The organism is Fructobacillus tropaeoli, from assembly GCF_001047135.2.
Classification (GTDB): domain Bacteria; phylum Bacillota; class Bacilli; order Lactobacillales; family Lactobacillaceae; genus Fructobacillus; species Fructobacillus tropaeoli.
Window position 1 is genome coordinate 286,231 of sequence record NZ_DF968078.1, and the last position, 19,867, is coordinate 306,097.

The 19,867-nt window shown below is 41.3% G+C and carries 28 protein-coding genes; 8 read left to right on the forward strand and 20 right to left on the reverse strand.

Translation table 11 applies throughout. The annotated features are described in order from the left end of the window. Positions 1-68: 68 nt before the first annotated feature. The 6 genes from priA to pdxS all read right to left on the reverse strand — a co-directional run bounded on the left by priA (position 69) and on the right by pdxS (position 6,312). On the reverse strand, positions 69-2,492 hold the full coding sequence (gene priA / locus AOQ32_RS01355) for a primosomal protein N' (protein WP_059393243.1): 2,424 nt from the start codon (positions 2,490-2,492) through the stop codon (positions 69-71). Positions 2,493-2,587: 95 nt separating this feature from the next. Then, complete coding sequence (locus AOQ32_RS01360; protein ID WP_083994327.1) at positions 2,588-3,703, reverse strand: AAA family ATPase; 1,116 nt, start codon at positions 3,701-3,703, stop codon at positions 2,588-2,590. A 285-nt stretch (positions 3,704-3,988) separates the two neighbouring features. Further along, positions 3,989-4,336 (reverse strand): hypothetical protein, encoded by a 348-nt coding sequence (locus tag AOQ32_RS01365; protein WP_059393325.1) that lies wholly within the window; start codon positions 4,334-4,336, stop codon positions 3,989-3,991. Continuing rightward, positions 4,336-4,704, reverse strand: coding sequence for a TetR/AcrR family transcriptional regulator (locus AOQ32_RS01370; protein WP_059393245.1), 369 nt, complete (start codon positions 4,702-4,704; stop codon positions 4,336-4,338). Before AOQ32_RS01370 ends, AOQ32_RS01365 begins: the two co-directional genes overlap by 1 nt. A 147-nt stretch (positions 4,705-4,851) precedes the next feature. Then, positions 4,852-5,403: a pyridoxal 5'-phosphate synthase glutaminase subunit PdxT gene (pdxT, locus tag AOQ32_RS01375; protein WP_059393246.1), complete on the reverse strand. Its 552-nt coding sequence runs from the start codon at positions 5,401-5,403 to the stop codon at positions 4,852-4,854. Positions 5,404-5,427: 24 nt separating this feature from the next. Next, positions 5,428-6,312, reverse strand: a complete 885-nt coding sequence (pdxS, locus tag AOQ32_RS01380; protein WP_059393247.1) for a pyridoxal 5'-phosphate synthase lyase subunit PdxS — start codon at positions 6,310-6,312, stop codon at positions 5,428-5,430. Positions 6,313-6,702: 390 nt separating this feature from the next. On the opposite strand from pdxS, the gene AOQ32_RS01385 reads away from it, so the two are divergent. From AOQ32_RS01385 to AOQ32_RS01395, 3 genes are read left to right on the forward strand one after another with little or no spacing between them, the layout of a single operon-like run. Continuing rightward, positions 6,703-7,023 (forward strand): hypothetical protein, encoded by a 321-nt coding sequence (locus AOQ32_RS01385; RefSeq protein WP_059393248.1) that lies wholly within the window; start codon positions 6,703-6,705, stop codon positions 7,021-7,023. A 10-nt stretch (positions 7,024-7,033) separates the two neighbouring features. Then, on the forward strand, positions 7,034-7,150 hold the full coding sequence (locus tag AOQ32_RS09175) for a hypothetical protein (RefSeq protein WP_420889743.1): 117 nt from the start codon (positions 7,034-7,036) through the stop codon (positions 7,148-7,150). Then, the gene (locus AOQ32_RS01395; RefSeq protein ID WP_242976700.1) at positions 7,147-7,584 is read left to right on the forward strand and encodes a DUF3021 domain-containing protein; all 438 of its coding nucleotides are present in this window, start codon (positions 7,147-7,149) and stop codon (positions 7,582-7,584) included. Before AOQ32_RS09175 ends, AOQ32_RS01395 begins: the two co-directional genes overlap by 4 nt. Before the next feature lie 32 nt (positions 7,585-7,616). On the opposite strand, the gene AOQ32_RS01400 is transcribed toward AOQ32_RS01395, so the two are convergent. From AOQ32_RS01400 to AOQ32_RS01410, 4 genes are all read right to left on the reverse strand, one after another. After that, on the reverse strand, positions 7,617-7,838 hold the full coding sequence (locus tag AOQ32_RS01400; RefSeq protein ID WP_059393250.1) for a hypothetical protein: 222 nt from the start codon (positions 7,836-7,838) through the stop codon (positions 7,617-7,619). 95 nt (positions 7,839-7,933) lie between these two features. Beyond that, positions 7,934-8,071 carry a hypothetical protein gene (locus AOQ32_RS08620; protein ID WP_158531852.1) on the reverse strand — a complete coding sequence of 46 codons (138 nt, stop codon included), beginning with the start codon at positions 8,069-8,071 and terminating at the stop codon, positions 7,934-7,936. 21 nt (positions 8,072-8,092) lie between these two features. Then, on the reverse strand, positions 8,093-8,287 hold the full coding sequence (locus AOQ32_RS01405) for a hypothetical protein (protein WP_059393251.1): 195 nt from the start codon (positions 8,285-8,287) through the stop codon (positions 8,093-8,095). 190 nt (positions 8,288-8,477) lie between these two features. Further along, entirely contained in the window at positions 8,478-9,389 is a 912-nt protein-coding gene (locus AOQ32_RS01410) for a DMT family transporter (protein WP_059393252.1), read from the reverse strand. A gap of 82 nt (positions 9,390-9,471) precedes the next feature. Between AOQ32_RS01410 and AOQ32_RS01415 the strand changes: the two genes are divergently transcribed. Then, positions 9,472-10,335, forward strand: a complete 864-nt coding sequence (locus tag AOQ32_RS01415) for a LysR family transcriptional regulator (protein WP_059393253.1) — start codon at positions 9,472-9,474, stop codon at positions 10,333-10,335. Positions 10,336-10,439: 104 nt separating this feature from the next. Further along, entirely contained in the window at positions 10,440-11,051 is a 612-nt protein-coding gene (locus tag AOQ32_RS01420; RefSeq protein WP_059393254.1) for a TMEM175 family protein, read from the forward strand. A gap of 100 nt (positions 11,052-11,151) precedes the next feature. Here the strand turns inward: AOQ32_RS01420 and AOQ32_RS01425 are convergent, their stop codons facing one another. Beyond that, a complete protein-coding gene (locus AOQ32_RS01425) occupies positions 11,152-11,355 on the reverse strand; it encodes a hypothetical protein (RefSeq protein WP_059393255.1) in 204 nt (67 codons plus the stop codon). Between the two features lie 264 nt (positions 11,356-11,619). Here AOQ32_RS01425 and AOQ32_RS01430 point away from each other — a divergent pair, with 264 nt between their 5' ends. After that, positions 11,620-11,865, forward strand: a complete 246-nt coding sequence (locus AOQ32_RS01430) for a hypothetical protein (RefSeq protein ID WP_059393256.1) — start codon at positions 11,620-11,622, stop codon at positions 11,863-11,865. Between the two features lie 75 nt (positions 11,866-11,940). Here the strand turns inward: AOQ32_RS01430 and AOQ32_RS01435 are convergent, their stop codons facing one another. After that, positions 11,941-12,387, reverse strand: a complete 447-nt coding sequence (locus AOQ32_RS01435) for an ASCH domain-containing protein (protein ID WP_059393257.1) — start codon at positions 12,385-12,387, stop codon at positions 11,941-11,943. A gap of 167 nt (positions 12,388-12,554) precedes the next feature. Here AOQ32_RS01435 and AOQ32_RS01440 point away from each other — a divergent pair, with 167 nt between their 5' ends. Both AOQ32_RS01440 and AOQ32_RS01445 read left to right on the forward strand, forming a co-directional pair. Further along, the gene (locus tag AOQ32_RS01440; RefSeq protein WP_059393258.1) at positions 12,555-13,166 is read left to right on the forward strand and encodes an ImmA/IrrE family metallo-endopeptidase; all 612 of its coding nucleotides are present in this window, start codon (positions 12,555-12,557) and stop codon (positions 13,164-13,166) included. Further along, the gene (locus AOQ32_RS01445; protein ID WP_059393259.1) at positions 13,163-13,570 is read left to right on the forward strand and encodes a hypothetical protein; all 408 of its coding nucleotides are present in this window, start codon (positions 13,163-13,165) and stop codon (positions 13,568-13,570) included. The genes AOQ32_RS01440 and AOQ32_RS01445 overlap by 4 nt, the downstream gene beginning before the upstream one ends. A 698-nt stretch (positions 13,571-14,268) precedes the next feature. On the opposite strand, the gene AOQ32_RS01450 is transcribed toward AOQ32_RS01445, so the two are convergent. From AOQ32_RS01450 to msrB, 8 genes are all read right to left on the reverse strand, one after another. Then, positions 14,269-14,544 (reverse strand): hypothetical protein, encoded by a 276-nt coding sequence (locus tag AOQ32_RS01450; protein WP_059393260.1) that lies wholly within the window; start codon positions 14,542-14,544, stop codon positions 14,269-14,271. A gap of 216 nt (positions 14,545-14,760) precedes the next feature. Further along, complete coding sequence (locus AOQ32_RS08625; protein ID WP_158531853.1) at positions 14,761-14,937, reverse strand: hypothetical protein; 177 nt, start codon at positions 14,935-14,937, stop codon at positions 14,761-14,763. A 281-nt stretch (positions 14,938-15,218) separates the two neighbouring features. Then, positions 15,219-16,010 (reverse strand): PhzF family phenazine biosynthesis protein, encoded by a 792-nt coding sequence (locus AOQ32_RS01455; protein WP_059393261.1) that lies wholly within the window; start codon positions 16,008-16,010, stop codon positions 15,219-15,221. A gap of 168 nt (positions 16,011-16,178) precedes the next feature. Continuing rightward, complete coding sequence (locus AOQ32_RS01460; protein WP_059393326.1) at positions 16,179-16,970, reverse strand: PhzF family phenazine biosynthesis protein; 792 nt, start codon at positions 16,968-16,970, stop codon at positions 16,179-16,181. Positions 16,971-17,203: 233 nt separating this feature from the next. Further along, on the reverse strand, positions 17,204-17,638 hold the full coding sequence (locus AOQ32_RS01465) for a helix-turn-helix transcriptional regulator (RefSeq protein WP_242976701.1): 435 nt from the start codon (positions 17,636-17,638) through the stop codon (positions 17,204-17,206). 227 nt (positions 17,639-17,865) lie between these two features. Next, positions 17,866-18,528 carry an ATP-binding cassette domain-containing protein gene (locus tag AOQ32_RS01470; RefSeq protein WP_059393263.1) on the reverse strand — a complete coding sequence of 221 codons (663 nt, stop codon included), beginning with the start codon at positions 18,526-18,528 and terminating at the stop codon, positions 17,866-17,868. Positions 18,529-18,538: 10 nt separating this feature from the next. Beyond that, entirely contained in the window at positions 18,539-19,285 is a 747-nt protein-coding gene (locus tag AOQ32_RS01475; protein ID WP_059393264.1) for a hypothetical protein, read from the reverse strand. A gap of 143 nt (positions 19,286-19,428) precedes the next feature. Next, positions 19,429-19,866: a peptide-methionine (R)-S-oxide reductase MsrB gene (msrB, locus tag AOQ32_RS01480; protein ID WP_047975548.1), complete on the reverse strand. Its 438-nt coding sequence runs from the start codon at positions 19,864-19,866 to the stop codon at positions 19,429-19,431. Position 19,867 lies beyond the last annotated feature (1 nt).

Consider the following 19,867-nt stretch of genomic DNA (forward strand, 5'->3'; position numbering starts at 1 on the left):
CCAAGATAGCACCAATTAATCACCATCCAAGTGACACCAAAACGCTTCTGCCAAGGCCGTATGCATCCTTACATAAAGGTAACTGGGTCACGTTTCACCGAAAGTTGGAAACCAGCCTCAGCCTTTTGTGACCGGTCAACCAAGTCACGCAGTAATGCATCGGCCTCATGGGGTTTCTTTAGTTTGAGCAAAATCTGGAAATAATACCGACCCTTTAGCTTAGCGATAGCTTGAGGCGATGGTCCAAGCATCAAAACATCCTTTGGCAATTTTTTTCGCAGCCAAAGGCCAATTTTGGCACTCTGGACGGCCACCAGATTCTCATCAGGATGCGAACTCTGAATCTGGATCGTGTAGTAGTAAGGCGGAAATTCACCAGCATGGCGGATGGCCATTTCTTGCCGGTAAAAACCCTCGTAATCATGGTGCTGGGCAAATGTCAGGGCGTAGTGCTTCGGATTAAAGGTTTGAATCACTACTTCCCCCGCACGGTCACCTCGGCCAGCACGCCCGGCAACCTGAGTAAGCAGTTCAAAGGTTTTTTCACTGGCACGAAAATCAGGCAAGCCCAGGCCCGTATCAGCATTTAGAACGCCAACTAGGGTAACATCCTCAAAGTCCAAACCCTTGGCAACCATTTGCGTTCCCAACAAGATTTGTGCTTTTTTAGCGCCAAAATCAGCCAGGGCTTGCGCCATGGCGCCCTTCTTCTTAGTCGTATCCTGGTCCAAGCGGATCACCGGATATTCTGGTAGAACACGGCTCAATTCTTCTTGGACCTTTTCAGTCCCAGTCCCGTAGTAGCGAATCCGCTTTGATCCACAGCTTGGACAAACACGTGGGATTGGTGCCTGAAAATCGCAGTAATGGCACTTCAGGGTTTTCGTATCCATGTGCAGGGTCATGGCCAAGTTACAATTGGGATCTTTTGGTACATAGCCACAGTCCCGACACATCACAAAGGAAGAAAATCCACGGCGGTTCAGTAGCAAAACGGCTTGTTCCCCACGGGCCAAATGATCTTTCAACTTTTCCAAGAGCTCGGTTGAAAAATTAGTGTCCCCCTTTAAGACGACCGTCTGTCGCATATCAACAATCTCCACCGGTGGCAACGTGGCCGCTGCCGCTGCCCGTTTCGTTAGCGTCAGCAATTGATAAACGCCCTTTTGTGCCCGGGCCCGACTTTCCAGTGAAGGAGTTGCCGAGCCCAAAACAACGGGTGCCTGATGATAGGCGCCCCGCCATAACGCCACGTCGCGGGCAGAATAATGTGGATTTTCACTTTGGCTATAGGAAGTTTCGTGTTCCTCATCAACGATAATCAAGCCCAGCTTAGCTAGCGGGGCAAAGACCGCTGACCGGGCACCAACCACCACCTTAACCTGACCGGATTGAATTCGACGCCATTCATCATAGCGCTCTCCGGCTGATAAACCAGAATGCAGGACTGCAGTTGCATCCCCAAAACGGTCTGCCACCCGCTTTTGCATCTGTGGTGTCAGCGCAATTTCAGGAACTAAAAAGAGGACTTGCTCTCCCTGGTCAATCGCTTTTTGCGCTGCCTGGAGGTAAACCTCGGTCTTCCCAGATCCAGTAATCCCTTCAAGCAAAAAGGTCGTCTTTTCGTTGGCCGTTATGGCTGCAGTCACGGCATCATAAGCCTTCTGCTGGTCTTCGTTTAGAACCTTAACTGCTTCAACTTTGCCAGAAGCCATTGCTCCGGGACGCCGCTTTTGCTCAACCTGGCGCTTAACTAGCCAACCGTTTTTAACACCAGTCGTTAACGTTGCCGCGGCAACATCAAGTTGGGCCAACCAATCGCGCTTCGTAAAGGTTTCACCAGGGTGTTCCTGGCAAAAGGCCAACAAAGCTGCCTGGCTTTTCGCTGATTTGCGCAAGGTTTCTTCCGCTTGGCCCAATAGGTCCTGGTCACTAGTGACCTGATAGGCCAGTTCCGTTTTAATTCGACCCTTATTTTCAATCACCGTTTCAATCGACAATTGTCCTGCCGCAGCTAACTGGCGGACATGCCGCCACTCCTTCGCCGAAAAGTCCTTGGTTTTAACTAAGCGCTCCTCCTGACCGTCTAAGTAGGCCACGCGGTCAGCGGGCAACAAGTCAGCTTGTGCTCGCAAACGCTTCTTGTAGGATGCCTTTAAAGCGGTTGGCAGCATCAAAGCCAAAAAAGAGACCTGAAATGAAAAATTAGTCTGCGCCAATTCCTCGGACAAGTCCAACATTTCCTGGCTGAGAACCGGATGGTCATCTAAGACCGTCAAAATATCCTTGACCTGGTCAACGGCTAAATCAGCTGGCAATTCGACACCGATTTTTAACACATAACCCAAAACCGAGCGGTGACCAAAGGCGACCAAAACGCGGACACCGGGTTGCACTTCATCTTGAATTTCATCTGGAATCAAATAAGTATACGGCCGATTCGTTTGTTGGGTGGGAACATCCACCACCACCTGTGCGTACGTAAGTGTCACCGCTGGTCACCTCCTTCTTTGTTATGTTTTCAATAGCTTACTTGCAATAGATAAAGCTGGAATAAAAAAGACCCGAAACGTTCAGGGTCCTTATCTTAAACCTTGGTTAAATTAATGCCAACTTTATCTTCAATAATTTCCAAAGCCTGCATATACCGGGCATAGTAACCCGCTGGGTCATCGGGTCCACCCGGCCGATCCAAAGCCACTGCCAAATCATCATAGCCATAGTCAGCAATTACCTGCCAAAGGTGGCGATCAAATTCGGCACTTTCAATTGGATCTGCGCCGTTTAAAACAGCTACTGCTGGTGGAATGACCAAAATTAGGTCTAATTCTTCTTCTTGAATTGTATTATCAAATAGTGGTAACAATTGAGCCAAGTCATCTTTTGGTAACCACTCCCTCGCTTCCGCCATGGTCACCATCGCATCCGTATCAAAGAAGGTCAGGCCGTTATTGGCCGGTGAATTAATTTCGGCCGAATTGGCATCATACTGGCCCTGAATAATCCGCGAATAGTCCTTTAAGAGCAGTTCACTATCAAAGACATTTGACTTCTCCTGGTAAGTTCGTGAAAACTCTACCGAAAAAGGCGAATTTGATGTTCGCGCTAAACGCCTGGTTAAAGTTGATTTACCTGTTTGCGGTGCCCCAACGACCAAAATCTTTTTAGCAAAATGGCGGCGGAAAACGCGGTTAATAAAGTCCCAGTTTCCCAAAGGATCATTACGAACAGCCGTTGCCGATACCTTTAAAATAGTACGATCCATTAATGAAACACGGAAATGGCCATCTTTTGGCAACATCTTTTCCAGCATTTCCTTATAGTCCGCTTCACCAGTATAAAGCGTAATCTGTGCCTCAGGGTTGACAATATTCCGTCGAATTGTCGCCGTCAACCGGTCTGTCCATTCCTGCCAACCGTTCGGCATCTGAGGAATATCATCTTCATTGATGTAATCAACCTTGATGTTGTCTTCATCATTGAAGGCCTCCCGTAAGTAACGGAACCGTTTTTCAACCGGCAAGCCAATTTGATCTCCACGGTCGCCTGTGTACCCGGAAGTAATCACAACGACCCCATCATTCAGGGCTGCGGCCTTATAAATTTCGGCCTGGTGCCCAATGTGCATCGGTGCCAAGGTTCCGAAAAAGACCCCAATTCGGTCACCTGTTAAGTTTGCTTTGACTAAGTTTTTCTTGACCATCAGTCTTCCTAACATCTATCTTATCAAACACTTCACTGGAAAAATCAGCCAGTGCATATTACCTCTATTATACCAAAGATAGTCAAGGGGGTTGTTGAATGGCAATTTACGTTTAGTCGCTATAAACACATCATGAACATTATCTTAATCGTAAACTATAGCCATAAAACCAAGACTCTTCAGAAATTTTGATAGAAAAGAACCACCACTTTTTAATAAAGAAAAGAATCAAGCAACTTGATATGCCTGATTCTTAGTATAAATGCCTACTGCTAGCTAAAAACATTACAGTTGATTATTAATCGATTGAACTAGCTGTTCAGGATTTTTTACGCCTAAAACTAAACGATCATATTTTTCATTCTGCAATTGAATAACTACGGGTATCTCGTTAGCCTTAACATTATAAAAAGTAGTTTCGTTATTTTGATGAAAACTTCCACCCCAATAATTGGCAGTGTGCGTTCCGCCCGCACGTAATCCCTTAGGATCAGCTAAAATACCACTGTCTAATGACGCACCGGCGACATGGGTAATGGGAAAAATTAGATGTGTTTTAAGGGTTGTCAACTTATTCAATCCCACTGGCTCTACCACGAGCTGATTCTGTTGAATATAAACGCGATTTTCCATCATTTCACCTCCGTTATTCCACTCTCTCTTAATACAATTTGACCTAGTTTTTCCGTGACCGCTTGATAAGACTGATGATGATACCACTGATTTATGATTTCAAAAACTCGCTTACTTTGATTAGTAAGTTCGATCATTGCAATCAAAATTAAGTGCCAGCTTTCCTCACTTTCCTTTTCAAGACTATCTGATAGGGCCGCAATGAACATCCCCTCCTTACTGCCAAAGGTACTGTATAAACTACCACGCAGTAACCCCGTCGCTTGCACTAAGTCATCCAGAGAAGTCGCATTATAACCTTTTTGAATAAATACTCGCTGTATTTGTCCTATTGTTTCAACCGTATCAAATTTTTTATTTCGTCCCATGGCTGTATTATAACTCTTTTTTGACTAATTGGTCAAAAATATTCACTGATTTTAAAGTGTAATTTCCACACTAAAAAAGACAGCAATGGCATGCGCACCCTTGCTGTCTTTTAAATTGATTGTATCGTTCCTTGATTCCAATCAGGTTTATGCGCTGACCATCTCCAAGAAAAGTTGGTGCATCCGAGTATCATCAGACAATTCTGGATGGAATGACGTTGCCAAAATCTTACCATGTTTAACGGCAATAATCCGGTCATCGTCAATCTTTGCCAATACTTCGACGTCATCTGCTACCTGCTTTAAATAAGGAGCACGGATGAAGATGCCGGGAAATGGTTGATCAAAACCGGCCACATCGATATCAGCTTGGAAGCTATCCTTTTGTCGGCCAAAACCGTTCCGTTCCACTTCGCCTTCAATACCAGCCAAAGCATCCGAACGAGATAAGAGTACCAAACCAGCACAAGTTCCAAAGATTGGCAATCCTGCTGCCACCTTCTCCTGAAGGGGCTTTAACAAATCAAACTTGAGCAACAGGTTCATAATTGCCGTACTCTCGCCACCAGGAATAATCAAGCCATCGACCTGATTTAAGTCTTCCTCTGAGAGCACCTTTTTCCCTGTTACACCACACTGAGCAAGCATTTGGATATGCTCGTCAACAGCGCCTTGTAAATCTAAAACACCAATTACCATTTGCTTGCTCCTTTTTTCAATCGATTAGATTCCGCGAGGAGCCATCTTGTCTTCGTCGTGCAAAGTTGCCGTATCGATTCCCTTCATTGGGGCACCCAAGTTCTTGGAAACTTCAGCAATCAAGTGGTAGTCAGTTGGGTTCGCAGTTGCAGTCACAATTGCCTTGGCAAACTTAGCTGGGTTTTCTGATTTGAAAATACCAGAACCTACAAAGACCCCATCGGCACCAAGGTTCATCATCAAAGCAGCGTCGGCTGGTGTTGAAATCCCACCGGCAGCAAAGTTAACCACTGGCAGCTTGCCAGTTTCATGGATTTCTTGAACCAAGTCCAATGGTGCCCGCAAGTCACGCGCAATGGCCATCAAATGTTCGGGCTTTTCGTTTTGAATGTGGCGAATTTGTTCGTTCACCTTTTGCATGTGACGAACAGCTTCGACAACATCCCCCGTACCGGGTTCACCCTTCGTCCGTAACATTGAAGCACCTTCACCGATTCGACGCAATGCTTCTCCAAGGTCACGGCAACCACAAACAAATGGCACTGTAAATTCATTCTTAGCAATGTGGAAGTTGTCATCGGCTGGCGTCAACACTTCACTTTCATCGATGTAGTCCACACCGATACTTTCCAAAACGTGGGCTTCAGCAATATGACCGATACGAGCCTTGGCCATTACAGGGATTGAAACAGCAGCCATGATTTCTTCAATCATCGCTGGATCTGACATCCGCGCAACTCCCCCAGCAGCACGAATATCCGATGGTACTCGTTCCAAGGCCATCACAGCAACAGCGCCGGCTTCTTCAGCAATCTTTGCCTGTTCAACGTTGGCGACATCCATGATGACCCCACCCTTTTGCATCTGCGCCATACCACGCTTGACCGTTGTTGATCCAGTTTCCTTCATGACAATACATCCTCCACAATCTATTCTAATAAAATGATTAAAAAATAAATTTCCAAAATCAGTAAAACCGAACTATTGGATAGAACGATTATACCATAACGGAAATTAATCTTAATGTTATTCTCATTACACTTTCATTTAAGCAATATGGAAACATTCAGAACTTTAAAAATGATAAAAAGATTAAAAAAATAACCAAGAGTAGCCGAAATCCGATTAAAACCTCTGATTTAAATTGGAATAGTTCTTTTTATGCAAGAAATTTATTGGTTATCTTTCTATTTTTAACCACTTTTTCAACAATAAAGACCAAATAGTAAAATCCATCCCCTTTTTTCCTTGATTTGTTTTACAGTGAATTTAACAAAACCGTGTCAAAAGGAAAAACCAATGAAAGTATCCACTAAAATTGATCAAAATGCTCAGACACCCAATATCGTTATTTTCGCTAAACAGAAAACGGCCAAAATTGTCTACCTAGAGCACGAAATTCAAAGCGTTATCAATCACAGTAGCCTCTTTGTCAAAAATCAAGAGGATTACCAACAAATTGAACTGCCCAACATCGACCGTTTTTACACGGAAGAGCATGCGATTTATTGCCAAGTCAACGGTCAGCACTATAAAACGCAAAAACGAATTTATGAGCTAGCCGACTTTTTACCAGAGAGCTTATTTATTCATTCAAATTTCTCAGTCCGAAATCATTAATCGTCACTTCATTCAATGCTTTCGACTTAGTAAAACGGGCGCCTATGAAGTTATCTTACGAGATGGTCAAACTACTTTTGCTTCAAGGCGGTACATGCGACGCATCAAAAAGGAGAAGCTATTATGAAAATTTTAAAAAAAATTGTATTGGGCGCTAGTGTAGGAATTAATATTGGTCTTTTGTTTGCTGTTTCTTTCTCATATGCCTACCAATTACCCAACTTAGTCGCCTCCGGTCCAACCTTTACAAATCACTTTCACCGACCACTCACTGCTTTAGTATGTTCCATCGTTCTTTGGGCACTCATGGGCATCCTCTTTTCTCTTTCCGATACAATTTTTCAAAATGATCACCTGAGCATTACCCGTCGAACAGTCGAACACTTTTCAGTGACTTACGTTGGATTCACGATTTTGGCTATTTTGGCGGGTTGGTTTCCCCTTTCCCTTCCGTGGTTGGCATTTTACACACTGATTTATCTGATTATCTGGCTAATTTCCATGGCTCAAGCGAAAAAATTAGTTCGTGAGCTGAACGAAAACTTCAAATCAACCCGTTAACCAAAAAGGAGTTGCCCATTAGAGCAACTCCTTTATTTTTTTCGGTTAACAAACTTCGTCCATAACCAGCTGAGGACCATTAGCACTGCAAAGCCAGCCACATTAACCACCAAACTATTCAGCCAGCCAAGAAAAGATTGACCAGACGAAAATAAGTTCACTAATAAAATGTAAATAATATTGAGAACAGTCACCAAAACGATTGCGGCTGTTCGTGGATAGAGAATGGTCAGTTCGGTTATCTTATTTTTCATGTCGAATTATTCCTTTTCTTTCCCATTCATTGTAGCCAATCTCCTATATTTTTACAAAAAGGCAATAAAAAAACGCCCCGAACGGGCGTTTTAGCTTACTTTTCGTCAGCCTTCTCACGACTCTCGTGCGATGACTTAACGAACTCTGATTGCTTTTCTAGGCGTTCATCTTGGCGCTTAGCATCTTCAACTTCGCGGGCATCAGCCGCTTCAAATTCATGCTTTTTTTCCATAATGATTTCCCCCGATTATGCTTATTGACCTTCGAATTCTTTCTTTTCGTTCTCGAATTCCTCGTTGTCGTAGCGAGCATCCTTATGCTTAGCATCCTCAACACGGGTATTTGCCTTCTCTTCATGGGCTTCAGCGGCGTGTTCTTGAGCTTGCTTATTCTTTGCCTCTTCAAAAGATTCGCGGTTCTCTTTTGAACCATCACGTAATGTTGCCATCCTTAATTCCCCCTTTTCAATATATTACGATTATAATACTATCATGACAAATTTTAAAGACAAATGTTAAAAAATTCTAGTATTGGTTTTTTCCTGCTAAGTTCATGAAAAATCAGTCCCGCTCGACCCACCAGCTTTAGCAACCCCAAATAAAAAATCAGCCACTAGATCACGGCTGATTTTTCATTATTTAAGAAGCATGCGCACTTCGTTGCGGCTTCTGTAGCAAAACCACGCTCACGATTAACAAGATTCCCAGTACTTCAACCAGGCCTAGGTTCTGCCCAAGGAAAAGAACTGAGAACAGCGCCGCCGTCAGCGGTTCAAACGATCCTAAAATCTGTGCAATCGTGGCTGATAGGAACTTCAGGCTATTGATATAGCACAGGCAGGCCACAAATGTACCAACAATAACGATAAAGAGTACGTTTGCCCACTGCCAATTCGTTAATTGATAAAACGAATGATCACGGAAGCTAGCCGGTAGCAATGGCAAACTACCCAGAAGCATTCCCCAACCAACAACCACGCTCGTTGGGTATTCCTTTAACAAAGGCTTTGGCAGTAAGCTATAGGCTACCTGACCAACGCCGGACATCAGCCCCCAAAAGATGGCCCAGATTGAGACAACGAACATCGATAAGTTGCCGTTCGTAATTAATAGGATTGTGCCAGAAAAGCTAATCACAATCGCTAGTGTCTCCAAACGATTTGGCCGATGATGCCAGGCAATCATCATAAAAATCAGCGTAAGCGTTGGGCTCAAGAACTGCAGTGCCGCGGCCGTCGCGACGTTGCCATAGCTAATCGACAAAAAATAGGACAATTGTGATGGCAAAAAGCCAAAGAGACTAAATAATAAAAGCCGGTTTCGGGTCCGCTTCTGCTGCCAAATACCCAAAACGAGCTGACGACTACTCGACTGAGTCAGAGCGGTCAATAGGCACAGGACGCCACCAACAAAGAGTCGTAAGCCAACCAGGCTCACAGGGTGAACTGCGGTATGATGAAATAAATATTGACTCGCGACCCCACTGATTCCCCAGCACGATGCCCCCAATATCGCAAAAAGAATGCCAACTTGTTTTTTCGTATTATTCATGTGTTCTTCCTCTTTAACTAATATAAAATAGAATCGGTTATAATTGAAATTGATAATTTTTATTTCAATATAAGGAGAACTTATGAATAATTTTTTGGCATTAAAAATCATTTTAGAACAGCAAAATATCACCAAGGCGGCCAAAATTTTAGGCTATACCCAACCTGCCGTCACCCAAATGATTGCTAGCCTTGAAAACGACCTAGGCTTTCCCTTATTGATCAAAAAGCATCGGCAAATCAGCTTAACGCCCGAGGGCGAACGCATCTTTCCGTTTATCAACCAGCTGCTCAATGACTACCAGGCACTCGAGGAACAAAAGCAAGAGATTCAGGGCGAAAGTACCGTCATCAAAATTGCCACGATTCCCAGTATTTCCCAACAGTGGTTGCCAAAGCTAATCGCGAACTTCCAAAAACAGTTTGAGAACATTGAATTTGCCATTATCCAGGGTGACGGGACCAGTATTCCCAACTGGATTGAAAATGGGGAGGCCGATATTGGCTTCGTTAACGGCGATGTCACCGAGAACGGGTTAGTTATCCAACACCAGGTTCTCAAGGCGATTTTACCGTTACCACTTGCTGAAAATTTTCCAGACAATCAGCCCATTCCCCTCGCTGATTTGACCAACTACGACTATATCCTCCTCGAAGAAGGTCTCTTTAGTGAATCGGTCTCGGAGTTCCAAAAGATTGGGATTGAACCCAAGATGAAGCTGCGGCTACACGATAGCTTTTCAACCATCCTAATGGTCGAACAAGGCCTAGGCTACAGCATCATGCCCATGGATGAAGAAACCGAGTCGCTCTATCAAATCAAATCATTCGATACGGTACCGACCATCAGTCGGTCGATCAGCCTGTTACAAAAAAATGATGGGCTGCTCACCAACGGCGCGAAAAACTTCGTTAAGTTCGTTCAAACACACCGAAATGCCCTGTAATCGAGCGGACTCCCCCCTATTGTCCAGGAGTAAAAAAGTCTATACTGTGAGTAAAAAAGTCTATACTGTCACTATAATAAATCAGTTTTTGAGAGGTTATGTTTATGATGACAAAATCACGATTAGAAGGATTTACTGATGGAATTTTGGTCATTATTTTTACCATCATGATTTTGGAATTTAAGGTACCAAATTCCAGCAATATCACAGCCATTTTAAAACAGTTTCCCTACTTTATTGCTTATAGCATTGGCTGGCTTTTTCTAGGGGAAGCCTGGTACAACCATCTCTATATCGCCAGCAAAATTCATCGGGTGACTCACAAGCTCTTCGTTATCAATGCCCTCTGGCTCTTCACCACCTCCTTTTTACCGCTAGCAACGGCTTGGATTGGTCAAGACCTCTCGGCTCGTGGGACTGAAATCTTTTACGGCCTCGTCTTCTTGGTGTGGACTGCAGCCTTTTTGCTACTGGTTTTCACAGCTATCCTAGATAATCAAAAATTAGGAAGGCTGCAAGAGGCAGAGGATCTTCGCCAAATGCGGATTGTCCGTTACTTAACCAACCCGTTTGCCATTGTTTCTCAAGGTCTGGCCTGGCTGCTGATTCTTATTTTTGCCCCACAGTTTCAGCTGGTCATCATGGTTTGGCAAATTCTCTTTATTGCTGGTCGAACCAATGTTGATATTGACCGACAACATTCTCTTAATCGATAAAATACCATTAAAAAATCAGCCTCGCATAACTGGATATGACCTCCAATTTCAGAGTTCATATCACTACGAGACTGATTTTTATTTAGAATAATCTAAAATTTTATTTTTTCCGATACTTTTTGACAACCCAGTCAACTAGCATCGACAGGACGGTAATAACAGCTAATCCCAAGTAGAGCGATACCCAATAAGATATCGGCTCTCCAGGCGAAATCAAAGACCCAATAAACACGAAAAAAAATTCCAAAACTGCGACAAAGAAGGTCGCAAAAGTTCGACGATAGTGCATGACGAGTGTTTGCATCTGCTTTCTCCCCGGGGGCCTGCCCACCTGCTCAAAGTCTCGGGTGAAACTTTTTCTAAGGACAGCATACCAGAAAAAATTAGAAATGAAATGATAAATTCAAAAATTTTCTCGCTTAATAGCAAGTTTCCCCCAATAAATATTAAAAAATAATAAACAAATGCCTTTTAATTGCTTTTTATTAGAAAAATATGAAATTAAATGATACAATTACCTCTAGAGAAGTATAGAATAGTGTCTTATGACAATTAGGAGAGGATTAAAATGGCAAGTGAAAAGTCCGCATTTATCTTTGTTTCAATGCTCGTAATTTTAGCACAGGCGATTATCGTCAAATTTAGTTTGAATACCTGGGTGCAATTTGTCATCCCCTTTGCCTACTCCATAATTTTTGTAATCTGCTTTTTCTTTGTCTTCAAAAGCGATAACTTAATTGCATTTGTCACACTTTTGTTAGCAGGCAACATTACCCTTATGGCGACTGCCAACCACACAACATCAATTTATTAAATATTCCAAATCAGAATAATCTTAATTCTGCCAAATAGCAGACAAAAAGGTCGAAACAATCTTGTTTCGGCCTTTTTATTGTGGATAAACTAAGTGAAATTTTTCCAGGACAATTTGCGCCTGATTTTCTCGAAACACCTTGCCCTCTTCGTGGTAGGCGGCAGTAAAAAACTCATGGTGCACCTGGCGCCAATAGGCTAATGAGCGGTCCCCTTCGCCCTCTTCATAGGCATGTTGGGCATTAATATTTAGGTACTGTTCAATTGTGACAGCATCGTTTTTAATAATGCCAACAGGTTGATTTTGCCCATCCAAAATAACATCGTAGGCACCAAAAGCAGGTAATGGCTCCTCTGTTTCGTACAAATCATAAGCGCTCGCAGTGGCAGTCTTAAAGCCTTTAAGGACTAACTGGGCAAGTTCGTCAGCCGCCACACCAAATTGAAAACTGGATTGCAATTGAGCCCCCAATGGAATCACACCCTCGTCTTTAGCCTGTTGAAAAAATGCTGCTGGCATCATTTGCTGTCCCTCTTCTAATCTTAAAATTTAAACACTCTTGTCCTCATTGTACCAGTAAAATACCTGCCAGTTGTCCCCAAAAGATTGATGCTGAAGTCCGTGACTAGCGCAAAAGTATCCCTTCCCTCAATGCTACAATAATGACGAAAAATTAGCGGAGGATACCAATGATCAGTAACAAGCGCCAAATCGAAATCAAAAAACGTGCCGATAAAGCCCATCAAGCAATCATGGGCCAAAACATCGACAACGAAAATCTTGCCACTTACTTTAAATCAGTCGGCTTGGCTGTGGTCAATGCTGATTTATCGGATTTAGCGGCCACTGCTTACACCCTGTATAACATGGACAAAGATCAGCCACAGATTGTCGTTGAAAATGCCTTGAACCATCGCGACTGGATTTACATGCTTGCAAAGAAACTCGGCCAACTCATTTTAGGATGGGATTATCAGGTTAGCCAAAACAATCCCCAGGTGGTCGAACGTCTCTGTCAAGAGGTCAATCAGGTCGACGACATTGCTATTTTAGATTATCCCTTTTCGGATGGTTCCGGCCAATGCCCGACAAACAATCCAATCGAAGCGGAAGCTAATTTATTCGCAGAACAATTTTTAGTTCCCGATGCCACGGCCCGACCAATCTTGCAGGGCCTTGATTGGCAAACTTTATCCACGGCCCAATTAATCCAAAAATTCTCATTAATCTACTTTATCGATGACCAAATTGCTCGCAATCGTCTAACAACTTTAATCCAGGAGGTTTCCCAAAGCAAATGACCCAAAGTAAAAAAAATAAATTGAAGGAACAAATTATTACCCCAGTAGTCGTCCCTTTTGACAACCAGACTCTGCTTGCACAAGATCAAGCGGAATCTTTGCGCAGCCACATTATTAACAATGACACCGCTTCGGCCATCCAGGGCCAGTTAGTGAAGGAACTTAAATCAAAAGCCGCCATTCGTCGTTGGCTAATCATTTCCATTAGTCTTTACTTCGCACTAGTGACGGTCGCCATTTTAGGCATTACCATCTTTTTAGCGGACATCGTCGCCATTAAGGTGCAAAGTTACCTTATTACCGGCCTCTTTACCAACCTCATCGGCCTCCTGGTCATTATTTACCGCTATGCTTTCGCCGATACTTCAAAACTCATTCATGACCTGTGGACATTAACCAGGTAAGCCAATGATAGATCAGAAGCTTTAACGTGGTTAAAAATTGTTGAAACGCTACTTTTACATCTAAATAAAAGACAAGTTCCTTAAAGAATTCCTTACTTCCTATGGGGTGTTGTCGAGTCAAAAAATCAATACTGCATTATTTTCGTCAATTTTTCAAAAGGAAATCAATTAATTGTTTTAAAAGTTAACAAACAAGAACTTACTCAATATCCTGAAATGAATACAGTTAAAAAAATTATTTTAAAAAGTAAAGTAAAGGCAAAAAGATTAGAATTTCCTATTCAAAAACAGCTATATTCATCATTTGGTTTTTACATCAAGTATTAATAGTACCTTTATATTTTTCTAAAATCTAAACCAACAAAAATCCCTCCTGATTTCATCAGTGAGGGATTTTTATTAACTCACATTTTACGTTAGCTATTTTTTATTTTTAAACACATACTGAATAATTAATACCTCAATCGGGATTAATATCAAAACTAAGATGTCATAAACCAATTCTTGCACATCTAAATGATTTAGTATGATGACAGTGAATGCCACCAAGACCGCATATGAAATAACTTGTTTAAATCGAGTACTCATCTTCTCTCCGTTATTTATACTATATTTTTTGAAATGGCATAAGCAATTGGGGAAACATTCAAACCGATCCAAGTTAAAATGTAAATTATCATATTTTTACTAGTCTTTGATTATAAAAATAAATCAGATATTTGTGAATATTCTTTACTAAAATCTTGTTCAGTTAACTCAAGAGGATTATCTGATTCTATAATCAGTTTAAACGTTGACTGAATAATTTTATCTTTAGCCAGAGGATCTTGAATCCCCATTTTCCAAAGATATAGAGATAAAGATACCGGATTATCTTGATCATCCTTCAAGTGGTTAGTAATTTCCTCAATGGCATTGAAAAGGATAATTTCGTTATCAGTTAGTTGAGCATACTGTTTGCTATTGATATCCATTTTTATTATTTTCTCCTTTCTTGGCAGCAGACCATCCGACGGCTAAAAAGTTAATAGCAAATAGAAAAATTTTGGCATTATAAATCCAAGAAAGAGCAAACATGGCTATTTCTAAAACAATGAATAGCAATACAATTATCATTTTTCCATAAGTATATTTTTGAGAAATATTAATATTAACAGATAAACAACGAATAAATTTTTGCTAAAGTGTAATTAATTTTTTTTAATATCTTTAATAAAATAATAAACAATAAAGCCGCCTATCAGTGCAGAAATAAGGTTGATAATATGCCAATATTTTGGAAGAAACATTTCTGCTATGATAGAAATTCCGACAACTACACCACCATTTATTGCACCAATGATGCCCGCTTTTGTTGATTTTTTCATAATTACTACCAATTCTCCCTTTCCCGTATTAAATAATCAAACTAGAAAAAAACTTACTCCTTCTACATTAACAAAGACTTAGGCGATTTTTGAATAGAACGGTCATAACAAAATATTAACTATTGCTTTTTCTTCGGTAACAAATATTTAATTGCATATAAAGCTGTTTGTGAGCCAATAGTTCCTGATATCATACTTTCGACTTAATCATATCCACTAAAAAAGGTGCACAGAATATTTTTCCCGTACACCTAATAAAATTGGCTTCAATGAGCTATTTTTCAAATCGCCAAATTAACTTCATTTTCAGAATAAAGCACAGCTTCACCACTCAATTTGGTACGGCCACCTTCACTATCACAATAAAGAACACCAGTTCGCGGTGAGGCCTGGTAAGCAGTTATTTGCTGCTTGCCTAGACGTTTTGACCAGTATGGTGCAATATGACAGTGACCGCTGCCACAGACAGGATCTTCTGCAATTCCTAGCTTAGGGGCAAATGACCGTGAAATGCAATCATATTGACCGTCGCCAGTGGCCGTAGCATGTTGCAGCGTCCCGTCTAATTTCTTCAGCTCTTCCATATCAGGGGCCATTTCAGCAATTGCCGTGCCCTCTGGAAAGACACAAAGCAAATCACGGCCTAGATAGGCAGCTTCTGGCTGAACGCCATACGCTTTTACCATGGCATCTGTTACGGGAACCTCCTTCAAATCGTAGGCTGGGAAGTCCATTTCATAAAGGTTCCCTTTCTTTGTCACCGTCAAATCACCACTCATCGTATGAAATACAACGGTTTGTCCATTTTTCGGCGTTGCCTTTTGAAAGACCAAGAAACCGGTGGCCAAAGTAGCGTGGCCACAAAGATCAATTTCGCCTGCTGGTGTAAACCACCGCAAATCATAATGATTGTCATCTTTTTCAATGGCAAAGGCCGTTTCAGACAGTTTATTTTCCATGGCAATATTTTGCATCATTTCATCACTGGGAAAGTCGTCAACAAAGAGAACGGCCGCAGGATTCCCCCTAAAAATTTCGTTTGTAAACGCATCAACAACATAACTTTTGACCATGGTCATTTCCTTCCTAAACACAACTATTATCCCTTTTGATTTGAACCATTCTACCATGATTTAAATTGTTTTACTATATATTAAATTAGTGATTCCCAACATTCGAAGCGTTATGCCATACAAAAGGCCATCCAGAAACTGATTTCCGGGTGGCCTTTTTCACTGCTTTTAAATTGCTAAGTTCACTTCATTTTCAGAATAAAGAACTGCCTCGCCGCTTAGCTTAGTCCGCTTACCCTCATAATCACAGTGAAGGACACCTGACCGTGGTGACGCCTGGTAAGCAGTCAATTGGTGCTTACCTAGTCGTTCTGACCAGTATGGGGCGATATGACAGTGACCGCTACCACAGACAGGATCTTCGTTAATCCCTAACTTAGGCGCAAATGACCGTGATACACAATCATATTCATCATCCACGATGGCTGTAGCATGTTGGGCCATCCCATCTAATTTTTTCAGCTTTTCCATATCAGGATCCATCTCAGCAATCGCTGTTCCTTGTGGGAAGACACAGACCAAATCACGGCCAAGATAGGCAGCATCTGGTCGGGCACCGTAGGCTTCCGTCATGGCTTCCGTTACAGGGATTGCCTTCAAATCGTAAGTTGGGAAGTCCATTTCATACAAGTCACCCTTCTTTGTGACCGTCAAATCACCACTCATGGTGTTGAAAACCACTGACTGCCCATCTTTTGGAGCCGCCTTTTGAAAGACTAAGAAACCGGTAGCCAAGGTAGCGTGACCACAAAGGTCAATCTCACCGGCTGGTGAGAACCACCGTAAGTCATAGTGGTTGTCATCTTTTTTGACAGCAAAAGCTGTTTCAGAAAGCTTATTTTCCATTGCAATATTTTGCATCATTTCATCACTTGGGAAATGATCAACGAAGAGGACTGCCGCCGGATTACCCTTAAAAATCTCACTTGCAAACGCGTCGACAACATAACTTTTTACCATGGTTGCTTCCTTTCCAAACACAATTCGAATTTCTTTAATTTGCACCATTCTACCACGGCCAAACTGATTTAACAGACATCACCTCAGCTTTCCTGACATCAATTAATTGTGTGTTCGAACTCCTGACATCCAAGCCTTTCTGTCACTTAACCTAAAAAGTGGACCGCATATTTGATATGCGGTCCACCTTTATTTTGAAAATCATTTTACCTAAAAACAGATATCCATATCTCTTATTTTTTGCTTACAAACCAGCCAATCATCCCAATTAGGGCAAATAAAATCCAATAATAGCGTGCCAAAAACTCCCAACCATTATTAATCGGTCGATATTGCCACTCGCGCCAGCGGTGATTTTCGTGCCAGTCTTTGTCAGCCTCATCTTCCTCAAAAAACTTTTTGGCACGGTCTTTCACTACACCAGTTAACGTTGATGATTGTTGCTGGCCAAATAGAACCTCTTCAACCGGAACCTGAAAGTAATCAGCAACTGATTGAATCTTAGCCAAATCAGGTGTGACCTCGCCAGTTTCCCACTTTGAAATTGTTTGTCTGGTGACATACAATTCGTTTGCTAAGCTTTCTTGAGATAAATTATGTTCTTTTCTTAAAGATAGTAAGTTCTCGTTAAAGGTAAATTCCATTGCGCCTCTCTCTTTCATTTCCATTAACTTCAGTATACTAATTTACCAAGAAAGCACTAGCAAAAGCGATTAGGATTTGCGCAATTTTAACGGGCATTTCGTCAATTACCAAGCGCAACCCTTCATATGAAAGGCTTTTGCCGTTAATTGAGCACAAAAGGTTCTCCATGTTCATCAAAAAAACGCCGCCCCTCAGGGCAGCGTTTTTCTGTCAAACGAGTAAGAACGTTGTGATCAACTTTGATTAATTTTTATGATGCAATTTCTTTCAAAACATTCTGTAGATCGTCTCCATGATGCATCATAAAGTCTGTCATTGTGCCATCAAAGTCAACTTTTTGATGGGCAATATGCGTTATGTGCGTTCGATCCGGAATTAACTCTTCAAATTGATGAGTTGTTAATAAAATCGTTTTCCCAGTTGCTAATTCTGAATAAAATAATTTCATTAATTGAGATACGTGATAGGGGTCTAAATTAGCGAATGGTTCATCAAACAAATAGAGTTTTCGTGGTACCTGTAACGAAGCCCAAATGATAATAAATCGCCGTTCGCCTCCCGACAAATTGCCAAATCGTGCTTCCATATTTTTAGAAATGATTTCAGGTAAATTCAAATGATTTACCAGGTCAACGCCAGCCATTTCTCCAAATAATTTTAACGTTGTTAAAACAGTCACTTCATCAATAAAGCTTGCACCTTGAGTTTGATAGATAATATCTTTTGCATCCGGAAAGCCAATAAATTCCGCCGGTCGATTTCTATCCAAATTAGATATTTTGTCCAGAATAACTGTTTTGCCAACGCCATTATTACCTATTAATAAATTTAACCGATTCGAATCAACTACAAAGGATCCCTGCCTAATTAATAATCGTTCACCCGCATAAATATCACATTTTTCTACTTTCATTATCTCCCCCTTAACCTCGCACATGAATTGAGGATACTGGAACTTTTTTAACCAAAATCAGACCCACAATAGCGATAACAATTATTGGTAACAAAACAGGCATCACAGTAGCCATGGATACATTGCCTTGATGATAAATTAGACTACCAACATCAATTGTTAGTGTGTACATACTAACCATGTTTAATAAGATATGAAGGAGAAAATTGTTGGTCTGCAGGCCTGATAAAGCCAAACCAACAATAATATAAGTTGTTAAAATCATTGGAATACTAGAAAGCTTCATCCGACTAATTAAAATAATTGTTGAAGCTAAAGAAACAATGATATCCATTACGACAGCAGTGGTCAGTAAAATCAGAATAACCAAACTATTAATTGAATGAGTGATTCCTTGATAAATAGCCACAATAGCTAAAACTTGCAAGAGGTTAGAAAATAAATTGACTACAAAATTAGCAGCAAAAATATATAATTTATTACCAACAATTGAAGTAAAAGTTTTTAAGAAATTTCGCTCTCTACTGATGAGCGTATTCATTACCCAACCATTAAGTACTCCGGTAACAACCATATAACCGACAAACGGTAATAAATCAGATAACTGATTTGCCGAACTAATTTGTCGATGGCTGTTCGACATAGTGTTTACTAATAAATACGCCAGTGGCATAAAAAATGAATAAACTAAGTCCATCTTGTTATCAAGCGCAACTTTAATTTGAAAGAAAATCAAAGCCTTTATTTTCTTTATCATCCCTTTTCTCCCAATAATTATAATGATAATCATCTAATATTAATATCATTATATTATCATATAATATTTGAAAGGGAAATTATTAATATTCATTCTAAAAAAAAACGCCGCCCCTAAGGGCAGCGTTTTTCTGTCAAACTGATTTAATTAAACAGGTAAGAATACTTACCATAGCCTTCTTTTTCCAAGTCTTCCTTGGGAACAAAGCGCAAGGCTGCGGAGTTGATGCAGTAACGCAATCCGCCTTGTTCAGCTGGTCCGTCATTAAAGACGTGGCCAAGGTGTGAGTCGGCTTCCCCTGAGCGAACTTCCGTCCTCGTCATGCCCAAGGAATTATCAGTTGATTCTTTCAAATCAACATCATCAATTCCCTTGGTAAAGGATGGCCAACCACAACCAGAATCATACTTGTCAGTTGATGAAAAAAGCGGTTCACCGGAAACGACATCAACAAAGATGCCGTCGTTCCACCATTGGTCATACTTACCAGTAAAAGCACGTTCAGTAGCCGCATTTTGCGTCACATCGTACTGTTCAGGTGTTAAGCGTTGCTTTAATTCTTCTTGATCATACTTTGCCATG

Coding starts and splice junctions, on each gene's coding strand:
- AOQ32_RS01360 (WP_083994327.1), bottom strand. CDS start 3,703: ATGGTCAAGAAAAACTTAGTCAAAGCAAACTTAACAGGTGACCGAATT.
- AOQ32_RS01365 (WP_059393325.1), bottom strand. CDS start 4,336: ATGGAAAATCGCGTTTATATTCAACAGAATCAGCTCGTGGTAGAGCCA.
- AOQ32_RS01370 (WP_059393245.1), bottom strand. CDS start 4,704: ATGGGACGAAATAAAAAATTTGATACGGTTGAAACAATAGGACAAATA.
- pdxT (WP_059393246.1), bottom strand. CDS start 5,403: ATGGTAATTGGTGTTTTAGATTTACAAGGCGCTGTTGACGAGCATATC.
- pdxS (WP_059393247.1), bottom strand. CDS start 6,312: ATGAAGGAAACTGGATCAACAACGGTCAAGCGTGGTATGGCGCAGATG.
- AOQ32_RS01385 (WP_059393248.1), top strand. CDS start 6,703: ATGAAAGTATCCACTAAAATTGATCAAAATGCTCAGACACCCAATATC.
- AOQ32_RS01395 (WP_242976700.1), top strand. CDS start 7,147: ATGAAAATTTTAAAAAAAATTGTATTGGGCGCTAGTGTAGGAATTAAT.
- AOQ32_RS01400 (WP_059393250.1), bottom strand. CDS start 7,838: ATGAAAAATAAGATAACCGAACTGACCATTCTCTATCCACGAACAGCC.
- AOQ32_RS08620 (WP_158531852.1), bottom strand. CDS start 8,071: ATGGAAAAAAAGCATGAATTTGAAGCGGCTGATGCCCGCGAAGTTGAA.
- AOQ32_RS01405 (WP_059393251.1), bottom strand. CDS start 8,287: ATGGCAACATTACGTGATGGTTCAAAAGAGAACCGCGAATCTTTTGAA.
- AOQ32_RS01410 (WP_059393252.1), bottom strand. CDS start 9,389: ATGAATAATACGAAAAAACAAGTTGGCATTCTTTTTGCGATATTGGGG.
- AOQ32_RS01415 (WP_059393253.1), top strand. CDS start 9,472: ATGAATAATTTTTTGGCATTAAAAATCATTTTAGAACAGCAAAATATC.
- AOQ32_RS01420 (WP_059393254.1), top strand. CDS start 10,440: ATGATGACAAAATCACGATTAGAAGGATTTACTGATGGAATTTTGGTC.
- AOQ32_RS01425 (WP_059393255.1), bottom strand. CDS start 11,355: ATGCAAACACTCGTCATGCACTATCGTCGAACTTTTGCGACCTTCTTT.
- AOQ32_RS01430 (WP_059393256.1), top strand. CDS start 11,620: ATGGCAAGTGAAAAGTCCGCATTTATCTTTGTTTCAATGCTCGTAATT.
- AOQ32_RS01435 (WP_059393257.1), bottom strand. CDS start 12,387: ATGATGCCAGCAGCATTTTTTCAACAGGCTAAAGACGAGGGTGTGATT.
- AOQ32_RS01440 (WP_059393258.1), top strand. CDS start 12,555: ATGATCAGTAACAAGCGCCAAATCGAAATCAAAAAACGTGCCGATAAA.
- AOQ32_RS01445 (WP_059393259.1), top strand. CDS start 13,163: ATGACCCAAAGTAAAAAAAATAAATTGAAGGAACAAATTATTACCCCA.
- AOQ32_RS01450 (WP_059393260.1), bottom strand. CDS start 14,544: ATGGATATCAATAGCAAACAGTATGCTCAACTAACTGATAACGAAATT.
- AOQ32_RS08625 (WP_158531853.1), bottom strand. CDS start 14,937: ATGAAAAAATCAACAAAAGCGGGCATCATTGGTGCAATAAATGGTGGT.
- AOQ32_RS01455 (WP_059393261.1), bottom strand. CDS start 16,010: ATGGTCAAAAGTTATGTTGTTGATGCGTTTACAAACGAAATTTTTAGG.
- AOQ32_RS01460 (WP_059393326.1), bottom strand. CDS start 16,970: ATGGTAAAAAGTTATGTTGTCGACGCGTTTGCAAGTGAGATTTTTAAG.
- AOQ32_RS01465 (WP_242976701.1), bottom strand. CDS start 17,638: ATGGAAATGAAAGAGAGAGGCGCAATGGAATTTACCTTTAACGAGAAC.
- AOQ32_RS01470 (WP_059393263.1), bottom strand. CDS start 18,528: ATGAAAGTAGAAAAATGTGATATTTATGCGGGTGAACGATTATTAATT.
- AOQ32_RS01475 (WP_059393264.1), bottom strand. CDS start 19,285: ATGATAAAGAAAATAAAGGCTTTGATTTTCTTTCAAATTAAAGTTGCG.
- msrB (WP_047975548.1), bottom strand. CDS start 19,866: ATGGCAAAGTATGATCAAGAAGAATTAAAGCAACGCTTAACACCTGAA.